Raw genomic sequence first — 17,051 nt, forward strand, 5'->3', positions numbered from 1 at the left:
CAGGTGCCGGGGAACCGCAAACGGTAGCTACTGAACGGTAACTATCAAACGGTAACCCCGACCTTTTACGTATACGCTCTAGGATATAAAAGCCAGCGCGGAAGCATTGTTACCGCTTGTTTGTTACCGTTCGCGTTTTTTCGGTGCCAGCGCCACGCGAAACCGAAACAGAACCACACCTATCCCCCGAGCACGCGCTGCTCGCGGATGCGCTGCAGCCGGCGCACGAGCTGCGGCCGCTCGGCGAGCGCTTCGGGAGAATCGATCAGCGCATTCAGGCGCTGGTAGTACCGGAAGGGCGAAATCCCCAGCTCAGTGCGGATTGCGTCTTCGCGGGCGCCGAGACTGCGGGGCGCGCGGCCGGCGAAGTCGAGAACGGCTAAGTCAAAGGAATCCACGGGTCGATCCTATACTGAGGTAATGATCCGACCGATTGTCATTTACGGCGACCCCGTCCTGCATACGCCCACGGAACCGGTGACGGAGCCGGTGGAGGAACTGCAAGACCTGATTGCGGATATGCACGAGACGATGGATGCCGCAAACGGGGTGGGGCTGGCGGCGAACCAAATTGGCATCAATAAGCGCCTGTTCGTGTACCACTGCCCGGACGGGGACACGATGCGCCGGGGCACGGTGATCAACCCGGTGCTGGAGACGTCGGAGATCCCGAGGACCATGCCGAAGGACGACGGCGACGACGAGGAAGGCTGCCTGTCTGTTCCGGGCGAGTCTTTCCCTACCGGCCGCGCGGACTGGGCGAAGGTGACGGGTTTGGACGAAAACGGCAATGAGATCGAGGTCGAAGGCACCGGTTTCTTCGCGCGCTGCCTGCAGCACGAGGTTGGCCACCTAAATGGCTACGTCTACCTGGATGTTCTCACAGGCCGCTACAAGCGCGAAGCCAAGCGCGCCATCAAACGCAACGGCTGGGATCACGCGGGCAACACCTGGATGCCCGGCGTGGACGCGGACCCGTTCGGCCACTAGTGTTCCGCACCGAGCCGATCTCGCCGGGCGACCGGGTGGTGGTGCGCCGCCGCTACGGCAACCACGCCACGGACGTCATCGGGCACGTCGTCGCACTCGACCCGCTGGTCATCCGCCCGCAGAAGGTCGGCGGCCTCCCATCGGACGCGCCCGCACTGACCATCCCCGCGAGCGACATCCAAGTCATACGCCGCCTCAGCCCGCGCCGCATCCGCAACAGCGACATCCGCGCCGTCGAGACCGCCACGGCCCGCGCGTTCCCCGGCCAGGAGCATTCGCTTATCGACGCCTGGCTTGCCCGCTCCGGCTCCTCCATCACCGAGCGGTCCAACAGCGCCACCCCAATCGGCCACTCTGCAGGTCTACAGCCGGTTCCGATCGATGCGATCACCGAGTTCTACCGCTCCCGCGGGATGCCGGTGCAGTTGTTGATCCCGGAGCGCATCGGTAAACCTGCCCTCCACCTGGTGGAACGTAACCCCGACGCGTGGGAGTTGGGTCCGGAGATCATCACCATGACCCGGTCCCTGACCGACCTCCCCGACCTGGCCAATCCCACTGATCCCGCAAACCCAGACCACCCCACCCCGACTTTCACTTTCCGCCTCGACACCATCCCCGACGACGACTGGCTGGCCATGTACCACTTCCGGGGCAAACCCTTGCCCCCGGAAGCCCTGGAAGAACTGGCGGAAGAGATCGACGGGGAGCTCGGCTTCGGCCGGCTGCTCGCGGAAACCGGAGAACACGCCGGCCGCACCGTCGCCATCACCCGCGGCACCATCACCTCCTCCGACGACGGCCGTGTGTGGCTGGGCTACTCGGCGGTGGAGGTGGCGCCGGGATACCGTCGCAAAGGGCTCGGCACGAAGCTGGGCAGACGGATGCTGCACTGGGGCGCGTCCCACGGCGCCACGGATGCATACCTGCAGGTCCTGGCCAGCAACGATGCCGGGATCGGGCTGTACGACAAGCTCGGGTTCGTGGAGCACCACCGCCACCGCTACGCCACTCTCAAAGACTGAGTGCCCCGGGTGATCTAGGGTAGAGCGCATGCGGATTGCCACGTGGAACATCAACTCGGTGCGGACCCGCACAGACCGCGCCGTCGCGTTTCTGGAACGCAACGACATCGACGTTCTGGCCATGCAGGAAACGAAGTGCTCGGACGATAAATTCCCCTACTCTGTCTTCGAGGCTGCAGGCTACGAGGTCGCTCACGTGGGCTACCACCAGTGGAACGGGGTCGCGCTGATCTCGCGGGTGGGACTGGACAATGTGCGGGACCACTTCCCTAACCAGCCCGGCTTCGACAAAGACCCCGACGCTCCACAAAAACGTGAAGCCCGCGCGGTGGGTGCGGCCTGCGGCGGGGTGGACATTTGGAGCCTCTACATCCCGAACGGCCGGGAGATCGGCGACCGCCACTACGACTACAAACTCGAATTCTTGTGGCGGCTCGCCGACGCTGTCGAGCCGGGCACCCCGCAGGTCTTCTGCGGCGACTACAACATCGCCCCCACCGACAAAGACGTGTGGAACCGCGCGTTCTTCGAAGGCAAGACGCACGTGACGGAGCCAGAGCGCGCGGCCTTCGACAACCTCCTCGAGTCCGGTCTCACCCCCGCAGAACACGAGGAGCCCTACTCCTACTGGGACTACAAGGCGATGCGCTTTCAAAAGAATGAAGGCATGCTCATCGATTTCCAGTTGTCGGGGCTTGAGGGGAGGGGGTTCGTCGATAAGCAAGAGCGCGAGGGCAAGGGCGCATCTGACCACGCACCCGTCGTCGCGGACTACGACGTGACGCGCATGCTTATCGACGACGTCCGATGATCCCCGACCTCTCCACCTGGCAACTGATCCTCATGGTCGTGGACTACACGATCAAATTCGCTGTGATCGGTGTCATCCCCGAAAACCGCAAACCATCCAGCGCCAACGCGTGGCTGCTGATCATCCTCCTCATCCCATTTCTGGGCCTGCCGCTGTACTTCTTCTTCGGCTCCACCTACCTGTCGCGGCGGCGCCACCGCATCCAAAGAGGAGCGAACGACGAGATCAACGACGTCCACGCCGGCATTCCCGACGTCCCCGACGGCGTGCGCTTCAGCCGCGACGTGGTGTCCATGGCGCACCTCAACCGCACACTTACCGGCTTCCCCGCGCTCGAGGGCCGCGCCAAGGCACTGTGGAGCGACTACCAGAAAACGATGCTCCGCATCGCCGAGCTTATCGACGCCTCCACCTCCCACGTCCACATCGAAATCTACGCCCAGGCCTGGGACGACACCACCGCACCCGTCTTCGAAGCGATGGAACGCGCCGTCGCCCGCGGCGTGGATGTCCGTGTGCTTTTTGATCACATCGGCTCCCAGAAATACCCCGGCTTCCGCCGCTTCAAACGCAAGCTCACCGCCGCCGGAATCCAATGGCACCTCATGCTCCCCTTGCTCCCATTGCAGTGGCGCTTCCGCCGGCCCGACCTGCGCAACCACCGCAAACTCATCGTCATCGACGACCGTGTCGCCCTGATGGGCTCCTTCAACCTCATCGACCGGTCCTATCTCATGCGCAGCCACGTCAAGAAGGGTCGCCAGTGGGTCGACTCCTTCGTCGAACTCACCGGCCCCATCGTCGCCTCGCTGGAGTCCATGTTCGCCGTCGACTGGTACACCGAATCCGGCGAACTCATCGACATCACCCCGCCCTACGGTTCATCCCCCCAACCCTTGGACGACCCCAACATCTGCCAACTCATTCCCTCCGGCCCCGGCTACACCACCGAGCCCAACCTGCGGATGTTCAACACCCTCATCCACCACGCCCGCGAACGACTCGTGCTGTGCAGCCCGTACTTCGTCCCCGACGACTCCATGCTCGAGGCCATCACCACCGCCTGCTACCGGGGAGTCCGCGTCGACCTGCTCGTCGGCGAGAAAGCCGACCAGTTCATGGTCCAGCACGCCCAATCCGCCTACTACCAGCAGCTTCTCGAGGCCGGCGTCCACATCTGGCAGTTCCCCGCCCCCTACGTCCTCCACTCCAAGTTCGCCATCGCCGACCCCGTCGCCTGGTCCGCCCCTTCCTCGCCCGCTTCCCCCTCCTCACCTTCCCCTTCCTCTCCCTCTACCTCTTCCCCTTCCCACTCCCCCTCATCTGACCTTCCCGAGTCCACCATCTCCTCCCCCGCTACCTACGATGAGATGCACGAGATCGCCATCATGGGCAGCTCCAACATGGACATGCGGTCGTTCTCCCTCAATTACGAGAACAGCCTCTTCATCCTCGACGGCCCGCTCATCACCGACCTGTGCGATCTCGCCGCCGCGTACCTATCCGTCTCTCATGAGCTGACTCTCGAGGAGTGGAGCCAGCGCTCCTGGGTGCGCCGCTACATCGACAACGTCTTGAAGCTAACGTCCGCGCTGCAATAGCTCAGCCCGCTTTTCCGGCGCCAGCCCGCAACCGACTCGCCGCGGACCTCCCCCTCGATCGTTGGTGCGGACCAGCCGGTGAATTTGTTTACATTTCCCACATACATGAGCGCTTATAACACCAGCTAGAAAGGTTTTGGTCTCGGTCCTTTAGTGCCGTCGATGTAAACAAATTCACCGGACGACCCTCGGAACACGCGTGGAGCTGATACCAGCGAGGAATGGCCCCTCAAAAAAAAGGAAAACCTGCGGAGGGATCATCCCATCCGCAGGTGAATCTGCTCAGCCGAGCAAGCGAGGTCAGCGGGTGTCAGCTCGCGGGCCCAGCTTAGGTATCGCGGCGCTCCAGCAGCATCACCCCGATGATGTACAGCACAACCGCCCACACCGCGAAAAGTCCGAACGAAGCCCAGAGGGACAAGGGCTCGCTGACGCCGGGTTCGACACCCGGGTTCTGGAAGTTCTGCATGAAGGACGTCAGGTTGGTGAACGGCGCGTAGGTCTGGATGTCGCGGCCGATGCGAGGAATCAATGCGAGCGAAGGCTCGAGAACCAATTGCCAACCCAGATAGATCGCGATGGCACCAGCAGTTGCGCGCACAATCCAGCCAATACCCTGAGCGAACATTACCGCCAAGAACGTGCTCAGCGGAATCGCCCAGAGGGAACGAGTGACGAAGGGATTGTCCGTCCATTCAATGGGGTTCGCGGCAATGAGGTCACCGACGATGAAGCACACCAAGATGGTCACGAAAGAGAACACAGCGGCGTAGAGACCGTAGACCAGCAACTTCGACAGAGCGACCTGCCAACGGTTCGGTGTCAGAGCGAAGTTCGTCGAGTTCACCTTGAAACGGTATTCAGTGGTGACCATCATGACTGATTGGATGATCAACGTCATCAGCCCGAAGGTGGTGAAGCCGGCGATGGCCATCGCCCCGCCGTACGTGGGAAAGGCCGGATCATCCAGCGCTGCCATCAAGATCGTGGACCCGATGGAGAACACAAAAGCGAGCACGGATGTCCACCAGAATGAACTGGTGGTGCGGAGTTTCGTCCATTCGGAAAGCATTGTATTAAGCACGGTGATCTCCCGTCATGGAATCGGAGGAACCGGAAGCGGGGCGCGTGGCGGGCGTGAAGCTACCCGGCGCGTTCGTGGACGACGCGTTGGAACCGGCAGTGGGTGCCGAGGGGCCGGCGGGCGCAGCAGAGGCAGGGCCGGTCTGGTACTCGACAGCGCCCTCGGTGCGGCGGATGTAGGCGTCTTCGAGGGAGGCGCGGCGCTCGGAAAGTTCGGTGAGCATGACGCCAGTGGAGAAGGCGAGGGGCCCGATGTCTTCGGAGGAGTGGCTGGGGATCTCGAGCACGGGGCGGCCGTCGGGGTCGTTGGCGCGGGTGAAGTCAATGCCTTCGGAGCCCAGGGCAGCAGCGAACTGGTCCAGGTGCGGGGTGCGCACGATGGTGGTGACGGCGGAGTTCTGTTTGATGAAGTCATGAACCGAGCCCTCGGCGACGAGGCGGCCTTTGCCGATAACGACGAGGCGGTCGGCGGTCTGCGCCATCTCGGCGAGCAGGTGCGAGGACACCAGGACGGTCCGGCCTTCGGAGGCGAAGCGACGCAGGAGCTCGCGGACCCAGCGGATGCCTTCGGGGTCGAGGCCGTTGACGGGCTCGTCGAGGATTAGGTATTCGGGGTCGCCGAGCATGGCGGCCGCGATGCCGAGGCGTTGGCCCATGCCGAGGGAGAATCCGCCGGCTTTCTTGTTGGCTACGGAGGTGAGGCCGACGAGGTCGAGAACTTCGTCGACACGCGAGGTCTCGATGCCCGAGGCCTGCGCCTGCCACAGCAGAGCGTTGCGGGCGGAGCGGTTCGGGTGGATTGCTTTAGCATCCAGGAGCGCACCGATTTTGCGGAGGGGTTGGGGGAGGGAGCGGTAGGGTGCGCCGTCGATAAGCGCGGTGCCCGCGGTGGGCGTGTCTAGGCCGAGGATCATGCGCATTGTTGTTGATTTGCCAGCGCCGTTCGGCCCGAGGAAGCCGGTGACCACGCCGGGCTCCACCCGGAACGTGAGGTCGTCGACCGCCCGGACCTGGCCATATTGTTTGGTCAGGTTCTGTACCTCAATCATGCGCCTTAGCGTGCCACAAAAGCACGCTTAACGACGACTCAAACCCCCGGTGCAGCTCATACTCCCTGATTTCCCCCAGGGGAACCCACAGAAGCTCCATAGATTCGGCATTGGGTTCAAGATCAATGGGTTGGTCTGTGGTGGTGTGCGCCATGACGGTGGTGTAGGTCCAGCCGGGTTCCTCACCGGCGGTGATCAGCTCCTTTTCCACCTCGACGAGGGAGGTGTCGATCCCGCACTCCTCCACCGTCTCCCGAAGGGCGGCCTCCACGGCTGTTTCGTGCGAATCGCGTGCGCCGCCGGGCAGCGCCCAGGTTCCGCCATCGGCAACCCAGTGCGCCCGGTGTTGCAGCAGCACCGTGTCCCCGGCGCGGAGGAACAATCCCGCCGCACCGTATTTGCCCCACACCCGCTTGCCGCCGGGGCCGTCGACCCAGCCGTTGCCGTCACCTTCCATGGGCACCAGTCTAACGGCCGTGTGAACCATCGCGCGGGACAGCGCTGAGCAGCGTGGGGCGGCGCGGGAAAGCACTGGGCAGCGTGGGGCGGCCCCAGCTCGCAGGCGGAACCAGCCAGTGGTGGTCAGGCGGTGCGCTATTCTGGGGCAATGACGCGGGAACAGGAGCGGGAGAAGGCGGTAGCAGCCGCGGACGCTCCAAAGGACCGCGCGCTAAAGGTCCGCGCTGAAGCCTCCGCGCGCGGGGTCGTCCCGGCTGAAAATGCGGGCGCTGCCAGACCCGTTGAGAGCTCCGTCGAGGGTAACAGCACCCGAGTGAAACTGCCCCGCTTCACACCCCGGAAGTCCAAGGCCCGCCCGGATGTGGCGGAGAGCGAGGATGCGTGGCTTGATCTGCTGGAGGAAACGCCCCAGCAGAAGGGTCTACGGGGCGTGCGTGAGTGGTTCGCGAATTCCTTGGGCGGCACGAGTCGTTGGGTGGGGGATGCGTGGGGGTTTGTGAGGACGACCGTCGGCAAGCTCTTGCTAATGATGTTGGCGTTGACGCTTCTGCTGTTTGCTGGGGCGTCGGCGGCGTCGCAGGCGGGTGCGAACCGTGAGGCGGGTTTGCAGACGTTATTGAATGCGACGGAGCCGATGAGTAATTCGGCGCACACGCTGTATATGAGCATGAGTCAGGCTGACACGTTGGCCACGACGTCGTTTGTGCAGCCGGGCCTGCAAACGGCGGCGTCGCACCGCGAGTATCTCGATGCGATCGACGCGGCGGTGGTCGCGGCGGATGAGGTGCTGCGGGGCAGTGTGGAAACGCGGGCGGAGGACACGGAGAAGGTCCAGGACCTCGTGCGGGAGATTCAGCGGCTGATTCCGCAGTACACGGGCTTGATGGAACGCGCGCAGGCGAATCAGCGCGTGGGCAACCCGCTCGGTGTGGCGTACATGTCGCAGGCGAGCGGGCTCATGCACGAGACGATGCTGTTGAAAGCGCAGGTGATCCTGGATATCACGCGCGACCAGGTGGAAGAAGAGATGCAGCGTCTGTCCCGCCCGCAGCTCGTGCCTCTGTCGGGCCTGCTCGCCGCGTTGATCGCGTTGGCGGCGGCGCAGTGGGCGTTGTGGCGTATGTTCCGCCGCCGCCTGAACAAGGGTTTCCTCGCGGCGACGGTGCTGACGCTCGCTGCAATCGTGTGGCTGGGCGCGTCCAATATTGCAGCGTGGGACGCGGGGCGTAACGATTTCTCGAGTGCCGCGGGTCCGTACGAGCAGCTGACCAACGCGCGCACGGCTGCTCAGGAAATGCGCACGGCTGAGACGATCACTCTGCTTACCCGCAACACGCAGCGCGCGAACACCTCCATGAACGACACGTCGGCGGAGGTGTCGAATGCGCTCGATGCGGTACGCAGCAGTGCGGAAAGTAACGAGGTGGAAACCGCCCGCACCGCGTTGACCAGCTGGATCCGCGCGCACACGAGCATGATGAACGCGCTCCAGACCGGCCAGTACGACCGCGCGGTCACGCTCGCTGCCAGCGAGGCCAGCGAGGCCAGCGAAGCCAGCGAGGCCAGCGACGACAGCGAGGAGAGTGCGGAGGAGACCACGGCGACATCTTTCTCGCTTCTCGACGAATCCTTGGCCAACCTCATCTCCTCCTCCCGCCTCGTGCAACGGAGCCACATCAATGAGACTCTGGGCACCGCCCGTGGGGTGTCCACCGGCATCATGGTGTTGATGCTGCTGGCTATCGTGATGATGTTCGTCGGTGCCCGCCCCCGAATCCAGGAGTACCTGTGATGGAACGCAGCGCTTTCCGGCGCCACCGCTTGCCCGTCCTCTGCCTCGCCTTCGCCGCCGCTCTTCCGGTGGCTGCGTGCACCCCTGCTCCCCCACCGCCGCAGGAACCGGAGAGCGACAAGGTCACCCACTCTGAGCTGCTTCCGCCCGGCGCGGTCCTCGACGCTCCCGGCGAGTCTCCCGGTGAAACGGCTGAGGACCCCGACTGGCCCGGTTCGCTACGCCCCGTGAATGAACCGGCGGAGGAGCTCATCCCCGACATATATAAGCGTGGACGCATCATTGTGGGTGTGGACCAGTCCCAGTACCTGCTCAGCTTCCGCGACAACGCCACGGGCGAGCTCAAAGGCTTCGAGGTGGACCTGGCCCGCGAAATCGCCCGCGATATCTTCGGCGACCCGGACAAGGTGGACTTCCGCTTCATCGACTCGACCATGCGCACCGAAGCGATCGTGTCCGGGCAAGTGGACATTGTGGTGCGCACCATGTCGATCACGAAGAAGCGCCTCGAGGCCATCGACTTCTCCGCCCCGTACCTCGACTCCAGCGTGCGCATGCTCGTCCCCACCGCATCCGGCATCACCTCCACGAGCGATATCACCGACGAGCGGATCTGCGTGGCCGACGGCTCCAACGTGGTCGACATGGCCCGCCAGACCTTTCCCGACCAAGAAATTCTGCGCACGCGCACCTGGACCGACTGCCTCATGGCCATGCAGCAGTTCCAGGCCGGCACCATCCTCGGCGACGAAACCATCCTCGCCGGCGCCGCCGCCCAGGACCCCCTCACCACCGTCACCGGCGAGGCGGTGGCAAACCAGCAGTACTACGTGGGCATCCCCAAGGGCTACGACGGCCTGACCCGCCAGGTCAACTCCACCCTCGAACGCATCCGCCGCGACGGCACCTGGGACGGCATGTTCAACCGCTGGCTCAGACCGCATATCGACGCCAGATCGGCTCCCTCCCCCCTCTACCGCCCCGACGAGCCTGCCCCGGATCTCGGCTAAGACCCGATCCAGAAAGGAGACCACCCGTGACTGACCCCGACCGCACCAGCCGCCCGGACAGCGCCGAAGAAACCGAGGATGACTGGCTCTCCTGGTACGACCACGGCGACATCGACCAGGTGATGGAGCACGCCCGCCCGAAGGAGCATGACACCGCAGGCGACACGCAAGCGGCGGAACGCCCCGAAGGCGAAGAATCCGCTCCGGTTGAGGAGTTTCAGGCGACGCAGGCTGTGGCGTTCGACCCGTTCGCGGATGATGACGACGAGAACGATGACGTCGAGAACAATGAAGGCACGAACGACGGCGAAAAAGGCACCGGGAACGCCGAACCGGAGGGCCACCAAGCCACCGAAGCTGTCGCTTTCGACCCGTTCGCGGGCGACGAGGACGACACCGAGAGCACCCGCGTACCACTGCCGGGGGAAGCAGCGGACTCTGACAACTCTGACGCGGACCTGTACGGCAGCGCGGGTGAATACGCAGGGCTGCTGAAGGACTTAGGAGAGCTGCGTGCGGGCCAGGTGCAAAGGGCGCAGGCGGCGCACGCGGAGCAGGAGGCGTACGAGCGTGCGCAGAAGGAGGCGCTGGCGCGGGCGCAGGCCAGCACGAGTGAGCGGGCTCGCAAGCAGGCATTGGACACCTTCCGCGAGCTGCGCGGTGTAAAGCGCGCAACGCGCAGCGTGGCGGATGGCATGGTGGAGCTGCCGTGGGTAGACCCGGTGGAACCGGGAGATGCGATAAAGGATCCGACCAACGCGATCGTGCACAAGAAGATCCCGGCGCCACAGCTGCACAAGGGCGATATTGTCGCTGGGCAGTACGAGATCCAGGGCGTGATCGCGCACGGCGGCATGGGCTGGATCTACCTGGCGCAGGATCACTACGTGGCGGGCCGCGTGGTGGTGCTGAAGGGCATGCAGTCGGAGAAGAGCGAGGACGAAGCGGCTGCCGCGGCAGCGGAACGTGAATTCCTGGCTGACATCACGCACCCCGGCATTGTGAAGATCTTCAACTTCATCGACGACCCCAGGGTTGACGGGGGATTCATTGTGATGGAGTACGTGGGTGGGCCGTCGCTACGCGAGCGCAAGAATGCGCACGACACGCACCTGCTGCCGATCGATCAGGCGATCGCGTACATCCTAGAAGTGCTGCCGGCGCTGGGGTACCTGCACAGCCGCGGCGTGGTGTACAACGACCTCAAACCCGACAACATCATCGTCACCGAGGACCAGGTCAAGCTCATCGACTTGGGCGCGGTCAGTGGCATCGGGGCGTACGGCTTCATTTACGGGACGAAGGGCTACCAGGCACCGGAGGTCGCGCGCGAGGGACCGAGCATCGCCAGCGACATCTACACGGTCGGCCGTACGCTCGCGACGCTCACTCTGGAATTGCCGAAAGAAAACGGCGCGTACACGCACAGGCTGCTCACGCCGAGTGAATCGCCGACGCTGAGACGCTATATTTCGTTCTACCGTCTGCTCGCGCAATGCTGCGACCCGGACCCGCGGAAGCGTTTCGGCAGCGTGGAGGAGCTGGAGGTGCAGTTGCTCGGCGTGCTGCGTGAAGTGATCGCCCTGCGCGACGGCATCACGCACCCCGCGCAGCATTCGCTGTTCTCGCCGCAGCGCACAACCTTCGGCACAAAACACCTGGTCTTCCGCACGGACCAGCTTATCGACGGCATCGACCGCACCGCCGAAATCACTCCCTCCGAAGTGGTCTCTGCCTTGCCCACTCCGCTCATCGACCGCTCCGATGTCGGCGCGGGCCTGCTCTCCGGCACGTCTTACGCGGAGCCCCAGGAGACGCTGGAGACACTGCGCCAGGCTTTCGCGGCGACCGAGTACGCTCACTCGGCGGAGATCCCGTTCGCGGTGGCGCGCGCGATGCTCGACCTAGGCTTGACTTCGCAGGCGCAGCACTGGCTCAGCCAGCTCGACGGGCCGTTGCGCGCTGATTGGCGCTACCACTGGTACCGGGGCCTGACCGAACTCATCCGCGGAGATTTTGCCGCCGCGCAGCGGGACTTCTCCGCGGTGCTGGACATCGTGCCGGGCGAGGCCGCCCCCAAGCTCGCGCTCGCAGCCGTCGACGAGCTTCTTCTCCAACAAACGGGCCTGCAGCAGCAAAAGCTTATCGACGACACACTGGCCCGCCACCTCGCCTCCATCCGCACCGATTTGGGCGAGCTGCCCAACTCCTATTTCGACGCCCAGGAAAAAGCAGGCATCATCTCACCGAACTGGTCGCACGTGACCGACCAACCTGAGACACTGCGGCTGAACGCGATGCGCCTCTACGCTCTCGTGTGGGCCGCGAACCCCACCACCGTGTCGTCCGCGTTCGGCCTGGCCCGCCAGCTCATGTACGAAGGCGAAGTGGAAATGGCCGTGGCCGCGCTGGACAAGGTGCCGCAGCAGTCCCGCCACCAGCGCATGGCAAAGCTGACCACCATCTTGTACCTGGTCAGCGACGAGCTCACTGAGTCCCGTATCCGCCGCGCCGCCCGCCGCCTGGAGGAGGTCCCGACCAACGAGCCGCGCCTGCTGCAGATCAAGGTGGCAGTGCTCCGCGCCGGCTTGACCTTCCTGCGGGACTCCGGAGCCAGCGCCGCTACCGCGAAAACGTTCCTGTTCGAGTACCCCTTTACCATTAAGGATCTGCGCCGCGGGTTGGCCATCACCCTGCGGGAACAGGCGCGCCGGGCGCCCTTTGCCCGCCACCGTTACGCATTGGTGGACACGGCGAACAAGGTGCGCCCGGCGACCTGGTTCTAGCAGTTAGAGGGACTCGGCGATCGCGGCAGCCTTCTGCGCGATGGCCAGCTCCTCGTTCGTCGGCACGACGAGCACCTTCACAGCGGAGTCGTCCGCGGAGATGACGCGTGCGCCGGAGCCGTTCTGGTTCTTCTCCTCGTCGAGCTTGATGCCGTAGTTCTCCAGACCCGCGAGCGCATTGGTGCGCACGGTGTGGTCGTTCTCGCCCACACCCGCGGTGAACGTGATAGTGTCCACGCGGCCCAGGGTGACCATGTAGGCCCCAATGTAGCGGCGGAGACGGTGAATGTACACGTCGTACGCCAGCTTGGCCTTCTCGTCGCCTTCCTCGATGCGCTGGTGCAGAACACGGAAGTCGTTGACCCCGGACAGCCCCTTGACACCGGAACGGCGGTTGAGCAGGTCGTCGATCTGGTCGATGTCCATACCGGCGGTGCGGTTGAGATGGAAGATCACGCCCGGGTCAATGTCGCCGGACCGGGTGCCCATGACCAGGCCCTCGAGCGGGGTCAGACCCATCGTGGTGTCGATCGGCTGGCCGCCGCGGATGGCGGAGGCGGAGGCGCCGTTTCCGATGTGCAGGACGATCTGGTTGAGGTCTTCGATCGGCTGGCCCAGGTACTCAGCGACTTCGCGGGCGACGAATTCGTGGGAGGTGCCGTGCGCACCGTAGCGGCGGATCTGGTGCTCGCGGGCGACGTCAGCATCGATGGCATAGGTGGCAGCCGCGGCGGGCAGGTCGCTGAAAAAGCCGGTGTCGAAGACGGCGACGTGCGGGACGTTCGGGAGCAGGTCGCGGGCGACCTCGATGCCGTCAACGTTCGCCGGGTTGTGCAGCGGCGCGAGCGGGACGAGCTCGCGGATCTGCTCGACCACCTCGTCGTTCACAAGCGCGGGCTCGCTGAAGGTTTGTCCACCGTGGACAACGCGGTGACCGCAGGCGATGATGTCGACTGCGGTCGGGCCGGCGCCGTTGGCGTCCAGCATGGCGATGGCCAGCATCAAGCCGCCGCGGTGATCGCGGACCGGCATGTTGGACTCGACCTGGCGGCCTTCAATCTTGATGGAAATGCGGCCGTTCGGCTCGCCGATGCGCTCCACCAGACCGGAGACGAACGGCTGGTCGGAGGCGGATGCGGTGGGGTCGACGATCTGGAATTTGATCGACGAAGAACCGGAGTTGAGCACGAGTGCGTAGGCCATTAGTTAGCTCCTTGCGCCTGGATAGCAGTGATAGCGACGGTGTTGACAATGTCGGGGACAGTCGCGCCGCGGGAAAGGTCGTTGACCGGCTTGTTCAGGCCTTGCAGGACCGGGCCGATGGCGAGCGCGCCGCCAGTCCGTTGCGCGATCTTGTACCCAGCGTTGCCAGCTTCGAGGTCGGGGAAGACGAAGACGTTCGCCTGGCCGGCGACGGGTGAGTCGGGGGCCTTCTTCTTGCCCACACTCGTCACGGCTGCGGCGTCGAACTGCAGCGGGCCGTCCACAGCCAGGGACGGATCGAGCTCGTGCGCCTTCTCCGTGGCCTGCACCGCGCGCTCAACGTCGGGGCCGGAGCCGGAGGCGCCGGTGGAGTAGGACAGGATGGCCACCTTCGGGTTGATGCCGAACTGCGCCGCGGTCTTCGCGGACACGACGGCGATCTCGCCGATTTGCTCGGCGGTCGGGTTCGGGTTGACCGCGCAGTCGCCGAAGGCCCACAGGCGGTCGCGCATGACCATCAGGAAGACAGAGGACACGACGGAGGCACCCGGTGCAGTCTTGATGATCTGGAAGGACGGCTTGATGGTGTGCGCAGTGGTGTGCGCCGCACCCGAAACCATGCCGTCAGCCAGGCCTTTGTGCACCATCATGGTGGCGAAGTAGGAGATATCCTTCATTGTCTCGCGCGCTTCCTCAACGGTCACGCCCTTCTTCTTGCGCAGCTCGGCGAAATCCGCCGCAAACTCGTCGAGAAGCTCGGAGTTCTCGTGGTCGATGATGTTCGCCTTGGACAGGTTCCAGCCCTTGGCATCCGCGCGGCGAACAATGTCATCGCTCACGCCGAGGATCGTCAGGTCCGCCACATCCTGCTTGAGCAGCCGGTGTGCGGCCTCCAGAATCCTGTCGTCCTCACCTTCTGGCAGTACGATGTGCGTGCGCTTCTGCTTCGCGCGGTTGATCAGCCAGTTCTCGAACACCGCCGGGGACATGACCTGCCGCGCATCCGTACCCAGCGCAGCATCGAGAGCGTCAGTATCCAGCTTATCGACGCCTCGTGCTTCCGCCCCCAGCTCCTTCACCCGAGCCAGAGCGAGCTCGGCAGCCGGGCTCTCAGCTGCACCCTCAGCGGTCAGTAGGAGAACCGGAACGCCGAGAGCTGCGGCGGCATCAGCGTCGAAGACGTAATCGCCGGTGCCGACAATCACACTGTCGCCCCCTGCGAGCAGGTCCGCAGAAACGATCGCGGAGAGGTCACGCTCTTGGTCAGCCAACCGCACTACGTTGAGGTTCTTTTCGGCAGCCAGAGCCTCGACATCGACGCTGCCGCTGTCACCAGCGCCCCCTTCGAGCTCGCGTCCGAGCGCGGTGATCAGAACGGACCTGTTTTCAGCCATATCGAGCAACCTTTCCGAGCTTTTGCTCTGGTGTTTCGCGGGTATTCGCGGGGTATTCGCGCCTGTCGGGCGACAGTTTGGCGCTTCCCGCGCGGCTGATTGACGCGCTTCCCTGCGCACTCTATCCAGCCTTTTTCAAGTCTAGCCACCACCTGAACCACACGCAGGTGGTGTTGCTAACACCACGTGTTAATCGCTCGGCCAACCCACTGCACACCCCACAGCAACTCCACCGCACACCCCACAGCAATTCCACCGCGACTCCACTGCACACTCCACAGCAAATCGAACCCAAACCAAGTAGTCCGAATGTAAAAGACCGCTTGGTCTAGAATCGGTTTGGCAATGCTCTATACTGGCGCTACAAATAACTAGCAACTGTTAAGAAACACCAGCAACAGCGCAAAGGACACGTTTGAGTTTCATGACTACTCCTGCTTCCGACAACACCCTCCGCGTCGCCGTCGTCGGCTCCGGCCCCGCCGGCATTTACGCCTCCGATCTTCTGGTCAAGTCCGACGTGGACGTCCACGTCGACCTCTTCGAGCGCATGCCAGCCCCCTTCGGTCTGATCCGCTACGGCGTGGCGCCGGACCACCCGCGCATCAAGGGCATTGTGAAGTCCCTGCACAACGTGCTGGACAAGCCGGAGATCCGCCTGCTGGCCAACGTGGACGTGGGCAACGACGTCACCATTGAGGAGCTGCAGGAATACTACGACGCAGTCGTCCTCGCCACCGGTGCGACCGCCGACCGCGACCTGAACGTCCCGGGCGCGGAGCTGGACGGCCACTACGGTGCCGGCGAGTTCGTCGGCTTCTACGACGGCAACCCCGACTTCGAACGCGACTGGGACCTCACCGCCGAGAAGATCGCCATCGTGGGTGTGGGCAACGTCGCCCTCGACATTGCCCGCGTGCTGGCCAAGACCGCCGACGAGCTCAAGGTCACAGAGATCCCCGACAACGTCTACAACAACCTCAACGCGTCAGCGGCGAAGGAGATCCACGTCTTCGGCCGCCGCGGCCCGGCGCAGGCCAAATTCAGCCCTCTGGAACTCAAAGAGCTGGACCACTCCGAGAACATCGAGGTCATAGTGGACCCGGAGGACATCGACTACGACGAGGCGTCGGAAAGCTCGCGTCGAGAAGCAAAAAGCGTCGACCTCGTGTGCCAGACCCTGGAAGGGTACGCGATGCGCGACCCGAAGGGCGCCCCGCACAAGCTGTTCATTCACTTTTTCGAGTCCCCGGTAGAGATCATCGGCGAGGACGGCAAAGTCACCGGTTTTGTCACTGAGCGCACGGAACTCGACGGTAACGGCGGTGTGACCACCACCGGCGAGACCACCACTTGGGACGTCCAGGCCGTCTACCGCGCCGTGGGCTACCGCTCCGATGCCGTCAACGGCGTGCCTTTCGACGAGCTCCGCGCCGTCATCCCCAACGACGAAGGCCACGTGCTCACCGAGCCCGGCGGCGACATCGTCCCCGGCTTGTACGCCACCGGCTGGATCAAGCGCGGCCCCATCGGACTGATCGGCAACACCAAGTCCGACGCCAAAGACACGACCACCATGCTTCTCGACGACTTCCGCAACAATAAGCTCGATCTCACCGACAAGCGTGACGACCAGGCCATCCTCGACCACCTCAAGGACAAGAGCATCAAGGTGACCACCTGGGACGGCTGGCACAACCTCGACGCCGCCGAACGCGCCCTCGGTGAAGCCGAAGGCCGCGAACGCAAGAAGATCGTCGAGTGGGACGACATGGTCAATGCCTCTCACCCCGAATACCAGATCTAAAGCGTAGTTTGAGGTGAAAAGAAAAGGCGGGGCGCTCGACC

14 protein-coding genes are annotated in these 17,051 nt (G+C 64.2%); 8 read left to right on the forward strand and 6 right to left on the reverse strand.

Translation table 11 applies throughout. The features are described from left to right. Positions 1-179: 179 nt before the first annotated feature. Positions 180-398, reverse strand: a complete 219-nt coding sequence (locus tag QYQ98_RS04755; protein ID WP_302007606.1) for a DUF3263 domain-containing protein — start codon at positions 396-398, stop codon at positions 180-182. A 22-nt stretch (positions 399-420) separates the two neighbouring features. On the opposite strand from QYQ98_RS04755, the gene QYQ98_RS04760 reads away from it, so the two are divergent. From QYQ98_RS04760 to QYQ98_RS04775, 4 genes are read left to right on the forward strand one after another with little or no spacing between them, the layout of a single operon-like run. Next, the gene (locus tag QYQ98_RS04760) at positions 421-990 is read left to right on the forward strand and encodes a peptide deformylase (RefSeq protein WP_302007608.1); all 570 of its coding nucleotides are present in this window, start codon (positions 421-423) and stop codon (positions 988-990) included. Next, entirely contained in the window at positions 990-2,015 is a 1,026-nt protein-coding gene (locus tag QYQ98_RS04765; protein ID WP_302007609.1) for an N-acetyltransferase, read from the forward strand. Before QYQ98_RS04760 ends, QYQ98_RS04765 begins: the two co-directional genes overlap by 1 nt. A 28-nt stretch (positions 2,016-2,043) precedes the next feature. Further along, positions 2,044-2,826, forward strand: coding sequence for an exodeoxyribonuclease III (locus QYQ98_RS04770; protein WP_302007611.1), 783 nt, complete (start codon positions 2,044-2,046; stop codon positions 2,824-2,826). Next, positions 2,823-4,427, forward strand: coding sequence for a phosphatidylserine/phosphatidylglycerophosphate/cardiolipin synthase family protein (locus tag QYQ98_RS04775; RefSeq protein WP_302007612.1), 1,605 nt, complete (start codon positions 2,823-2,825; stop codon positions 4,425-4,427). The genes QYQ98_RS04770 and QYQ98_RS04775 overlap by 4 nt, the downstream gene beginning before the upstream one ends. Positions 4,428-4,755: 328 nt before the next feature. On the opposite strand, the gene QYQ98_RS04780 is transcribed toward QYQ98_RS04775, so the two are convergent. Genes QYQ98_RS04780 through QYQ98_RS04790 form a run of 3 tightly spaced genes read right to left on the reverse strand, consistent with a single transcriptional unit; the run spans position 4,756 to position 7,016 of the window. Further along, positions 4,756-5,511, reverse strand: coding sequence for an ABC transporter permease (locus QYQ98_RS04780; RefSeq protein ID WP_302007613.1), 756 nt, complete (start codon positions 5,509-5,511; stop codon positions 4,756-4,758). Next, complete coding sequence (locus tag QYQ98_RS04785; RefSeq protein WP_302007614.1) at positions 5,504-6,559, reverse strand: ABC transporter ATP-binding protein; 1,056 nt, start codon at positions 6,557-6,559, stop codon at positions 5,504-5,506. Before QYQ98_RS04785 ends, QYQ98_RS04780 begins: the two co-directional genes overlap by 8 nt. Further along, complete coding sequence (locus tag QYQ98_RS04790) at positions 6,552-7,016, reverse strand: NUDIX domain-containing protein (protein ID WP_302007615.1); 465 nt, start codon at positions 7,014-7,016, stop codon at positions 6,552-6,554. The genes QYQ98_RS04785 and QYQ98_RS04790 overlap by 8 nt, the downstream gene beginning before the upstream one ends. A gap of 150 nt (positions 7,017-7,166) precedes the next feature. On the opposite strand from QYQ98_RS04790, the gene QYQ98_RS04795 reads away from it, so the two are divergent. The 3 genes from QYQ98_RS04795 (at position 7,167) to QYQ98_RS04805 (ending at position 12,606) form a co-directional block, all read left to right on the forward strand. Beyond that, positions 7,167-8,810, forward strand: coding sequence for a hypothetical protein (locus QYQ98_RS04795; RefSeq protein WP_302007616.1), 1,644 nt, complete (start codon positions 7,167-7,169; stop codon positions 8,808-8,810). After that, positions 8,810-9,820 (forward strand): glutamate ABC transporter substrate-binding protein, encoded by a 1,011-nt coding sequence (locus QYQ98_RS04800; protein ID WP_302007617.1) that lies wholly within the window; start codon positions 8,810-8,812, stop codon positions 9,818-9,820. The genes QYQ98_RS04795 and QYQ98_RS04800 overlap by 1 nt, the downstream gene beginning before the upstream one ends. A gap of 122 nt (positions 9,821-9,942) precedes the next feature. Further along, a complete protein-coding gene (locus tag QYQ98_RS04805; protein WP_302007678.1) occupies positions 9,943-12,606 on the forward strand; it encodes a serine/threonine protein kinase in 2,664 nt (887 codons plus the stop codon). A 3-nt stretch (positions 12,607-12,609) separates the two neighbouring features. Here the strand turns inward: QYQ98_RS04805 and QYQ98_RS04810 are convergent, their stop codons facing one another. Beyond that, complete coding sequence (locus QYQ98_RS04810; RefSeq protein ID WP_302007618.1) at positions 12,610-13,809, reverse strand: acetate kinase; 1,200 nt, start codon at positions 13,807-13,809, stop codon at positions 12,610-12,612. Then, entirely contained in the window at positions 13,809-15,203 is a 1,395-nt protein-coding gene (pta, locus tag QYQ98_RS04815; RefSeq protein WP_302007619.1) for a phosphate acetyltransferase, read from the reverse strand. Before pta ends, QYQ98_RS04810 begins: the two co-directional genes overlap by 1 nt. 424 nt (positions 15,204-15,627) lie before the next feature. Between pta and QYQ98_RS04820 the strand changes: the two genes are divergently transcribed. Then, positions 15,628-17,010: an FAD-dependent oxidoreductase gene (locus tag QYQ98_RS04820; protein ID WP_302007620.1), complete on the forward strand. Its 1,383-nt coding sequence runs from the start codon at positions 15,628-15,630 to the stop codon at positions 17,008-17,010. The last annotated feature ends 41 nt before the right edge of the window (positions 17,011-17,051 follow it).

The organism is Corynebacterium sp. P3-F1 (assembly GCF_030503635.1).
GTDB lineage: Bacteria > Actinomycetota > Actinomycetes > Mycobacteriales > Mycobacteriaceae > Corynebacterium.

What these genes read in the sequence shown, in the direction of transcription:
- QYQ98_RS04805 (WP_302007678.1), top strand. Translation starts at nt 9,943, where the DNA reads ATGGAGCACGCCCGCCCGAAGGAGCATGACACCGCAGGCGACACGCAA.
- QYQ98_RS04760 (WP_302007608.1), top strand. Translation starts at nt 421, where the DNA reads ATGATCCGACCGATTGTCATTTACGGCGACCCCGTCCTGCATACGCCC.
- pta (WP_302007619.1), bottom strand. Translation starts at nt 15,203, where the DNA reads ATGGCTGAAAACAGGTCCGTTCTGATCACCGCGCTCGGACGCGAGCTC.
- QYQ98_RS04810 (WP_302007618.1), bottom strand. Translation starts at nt 13,809, where the DNA reads ATGGCCTACGCACTCGTGCTCAACTCCGGTTCTTCGTCGATCAAATTC.
- QYQ98_RS04775 (WP_302007612.1), top strand. Translation starts at nt 2,823, where the DNA reads ATGATCCCCGACCTCTCCACCTGGCAACTGATCCTCATGGTCGTGGAC.
- QYQ98_RS04770 (WP_302007611.1), top strand. Translation starts at nt 2,044, where the DNA reads ATGCGGATTGCCACGTGGAACATCAACTCGGTGCGGACCCGCACAGAC.
- QYQ98_RS04795 (WP_302007616.1), top strand. Translation starts at nt 7,167, where the DNA reads ATGACGCGGGAACAGGAGCGGGAGAAGGCGGTAGCAGCCGCGGACGCT.
- QYQ98_RS04820 (WP_302007620.1), top strand. Translation starts at nt 15,628, where the DNA reads ATGACTACTCCTGCTTCCGACAACACCCTCCGCGTCGCCGTCGTCGGC.
- QYQ98_RS04785 (WP_302007614.1), bottom strand. Translation starts at nt 6,559, where the DNA reads ATGATTGAGGTACAGAACCTGACCAAACAATATGGCCAGGTCCGGGCG.
- QYQ98_RS04800 (WP_302007617.1), top strand. Translation starts at nt 8,810, where the DNA reads ATGGAACGCAGCGCTTTCCGGCGCCACCGCTTGCCCGTCCTCTGCCTC.
- QYQ98_RS04790 (WP_302007615.1), bottom strand. Translation starts at nt 7,016, where the DNA reads ATGGAAGGTGACGGCAACGGCTGGGTCGACGGCCCCGGCGGCAAGCGG.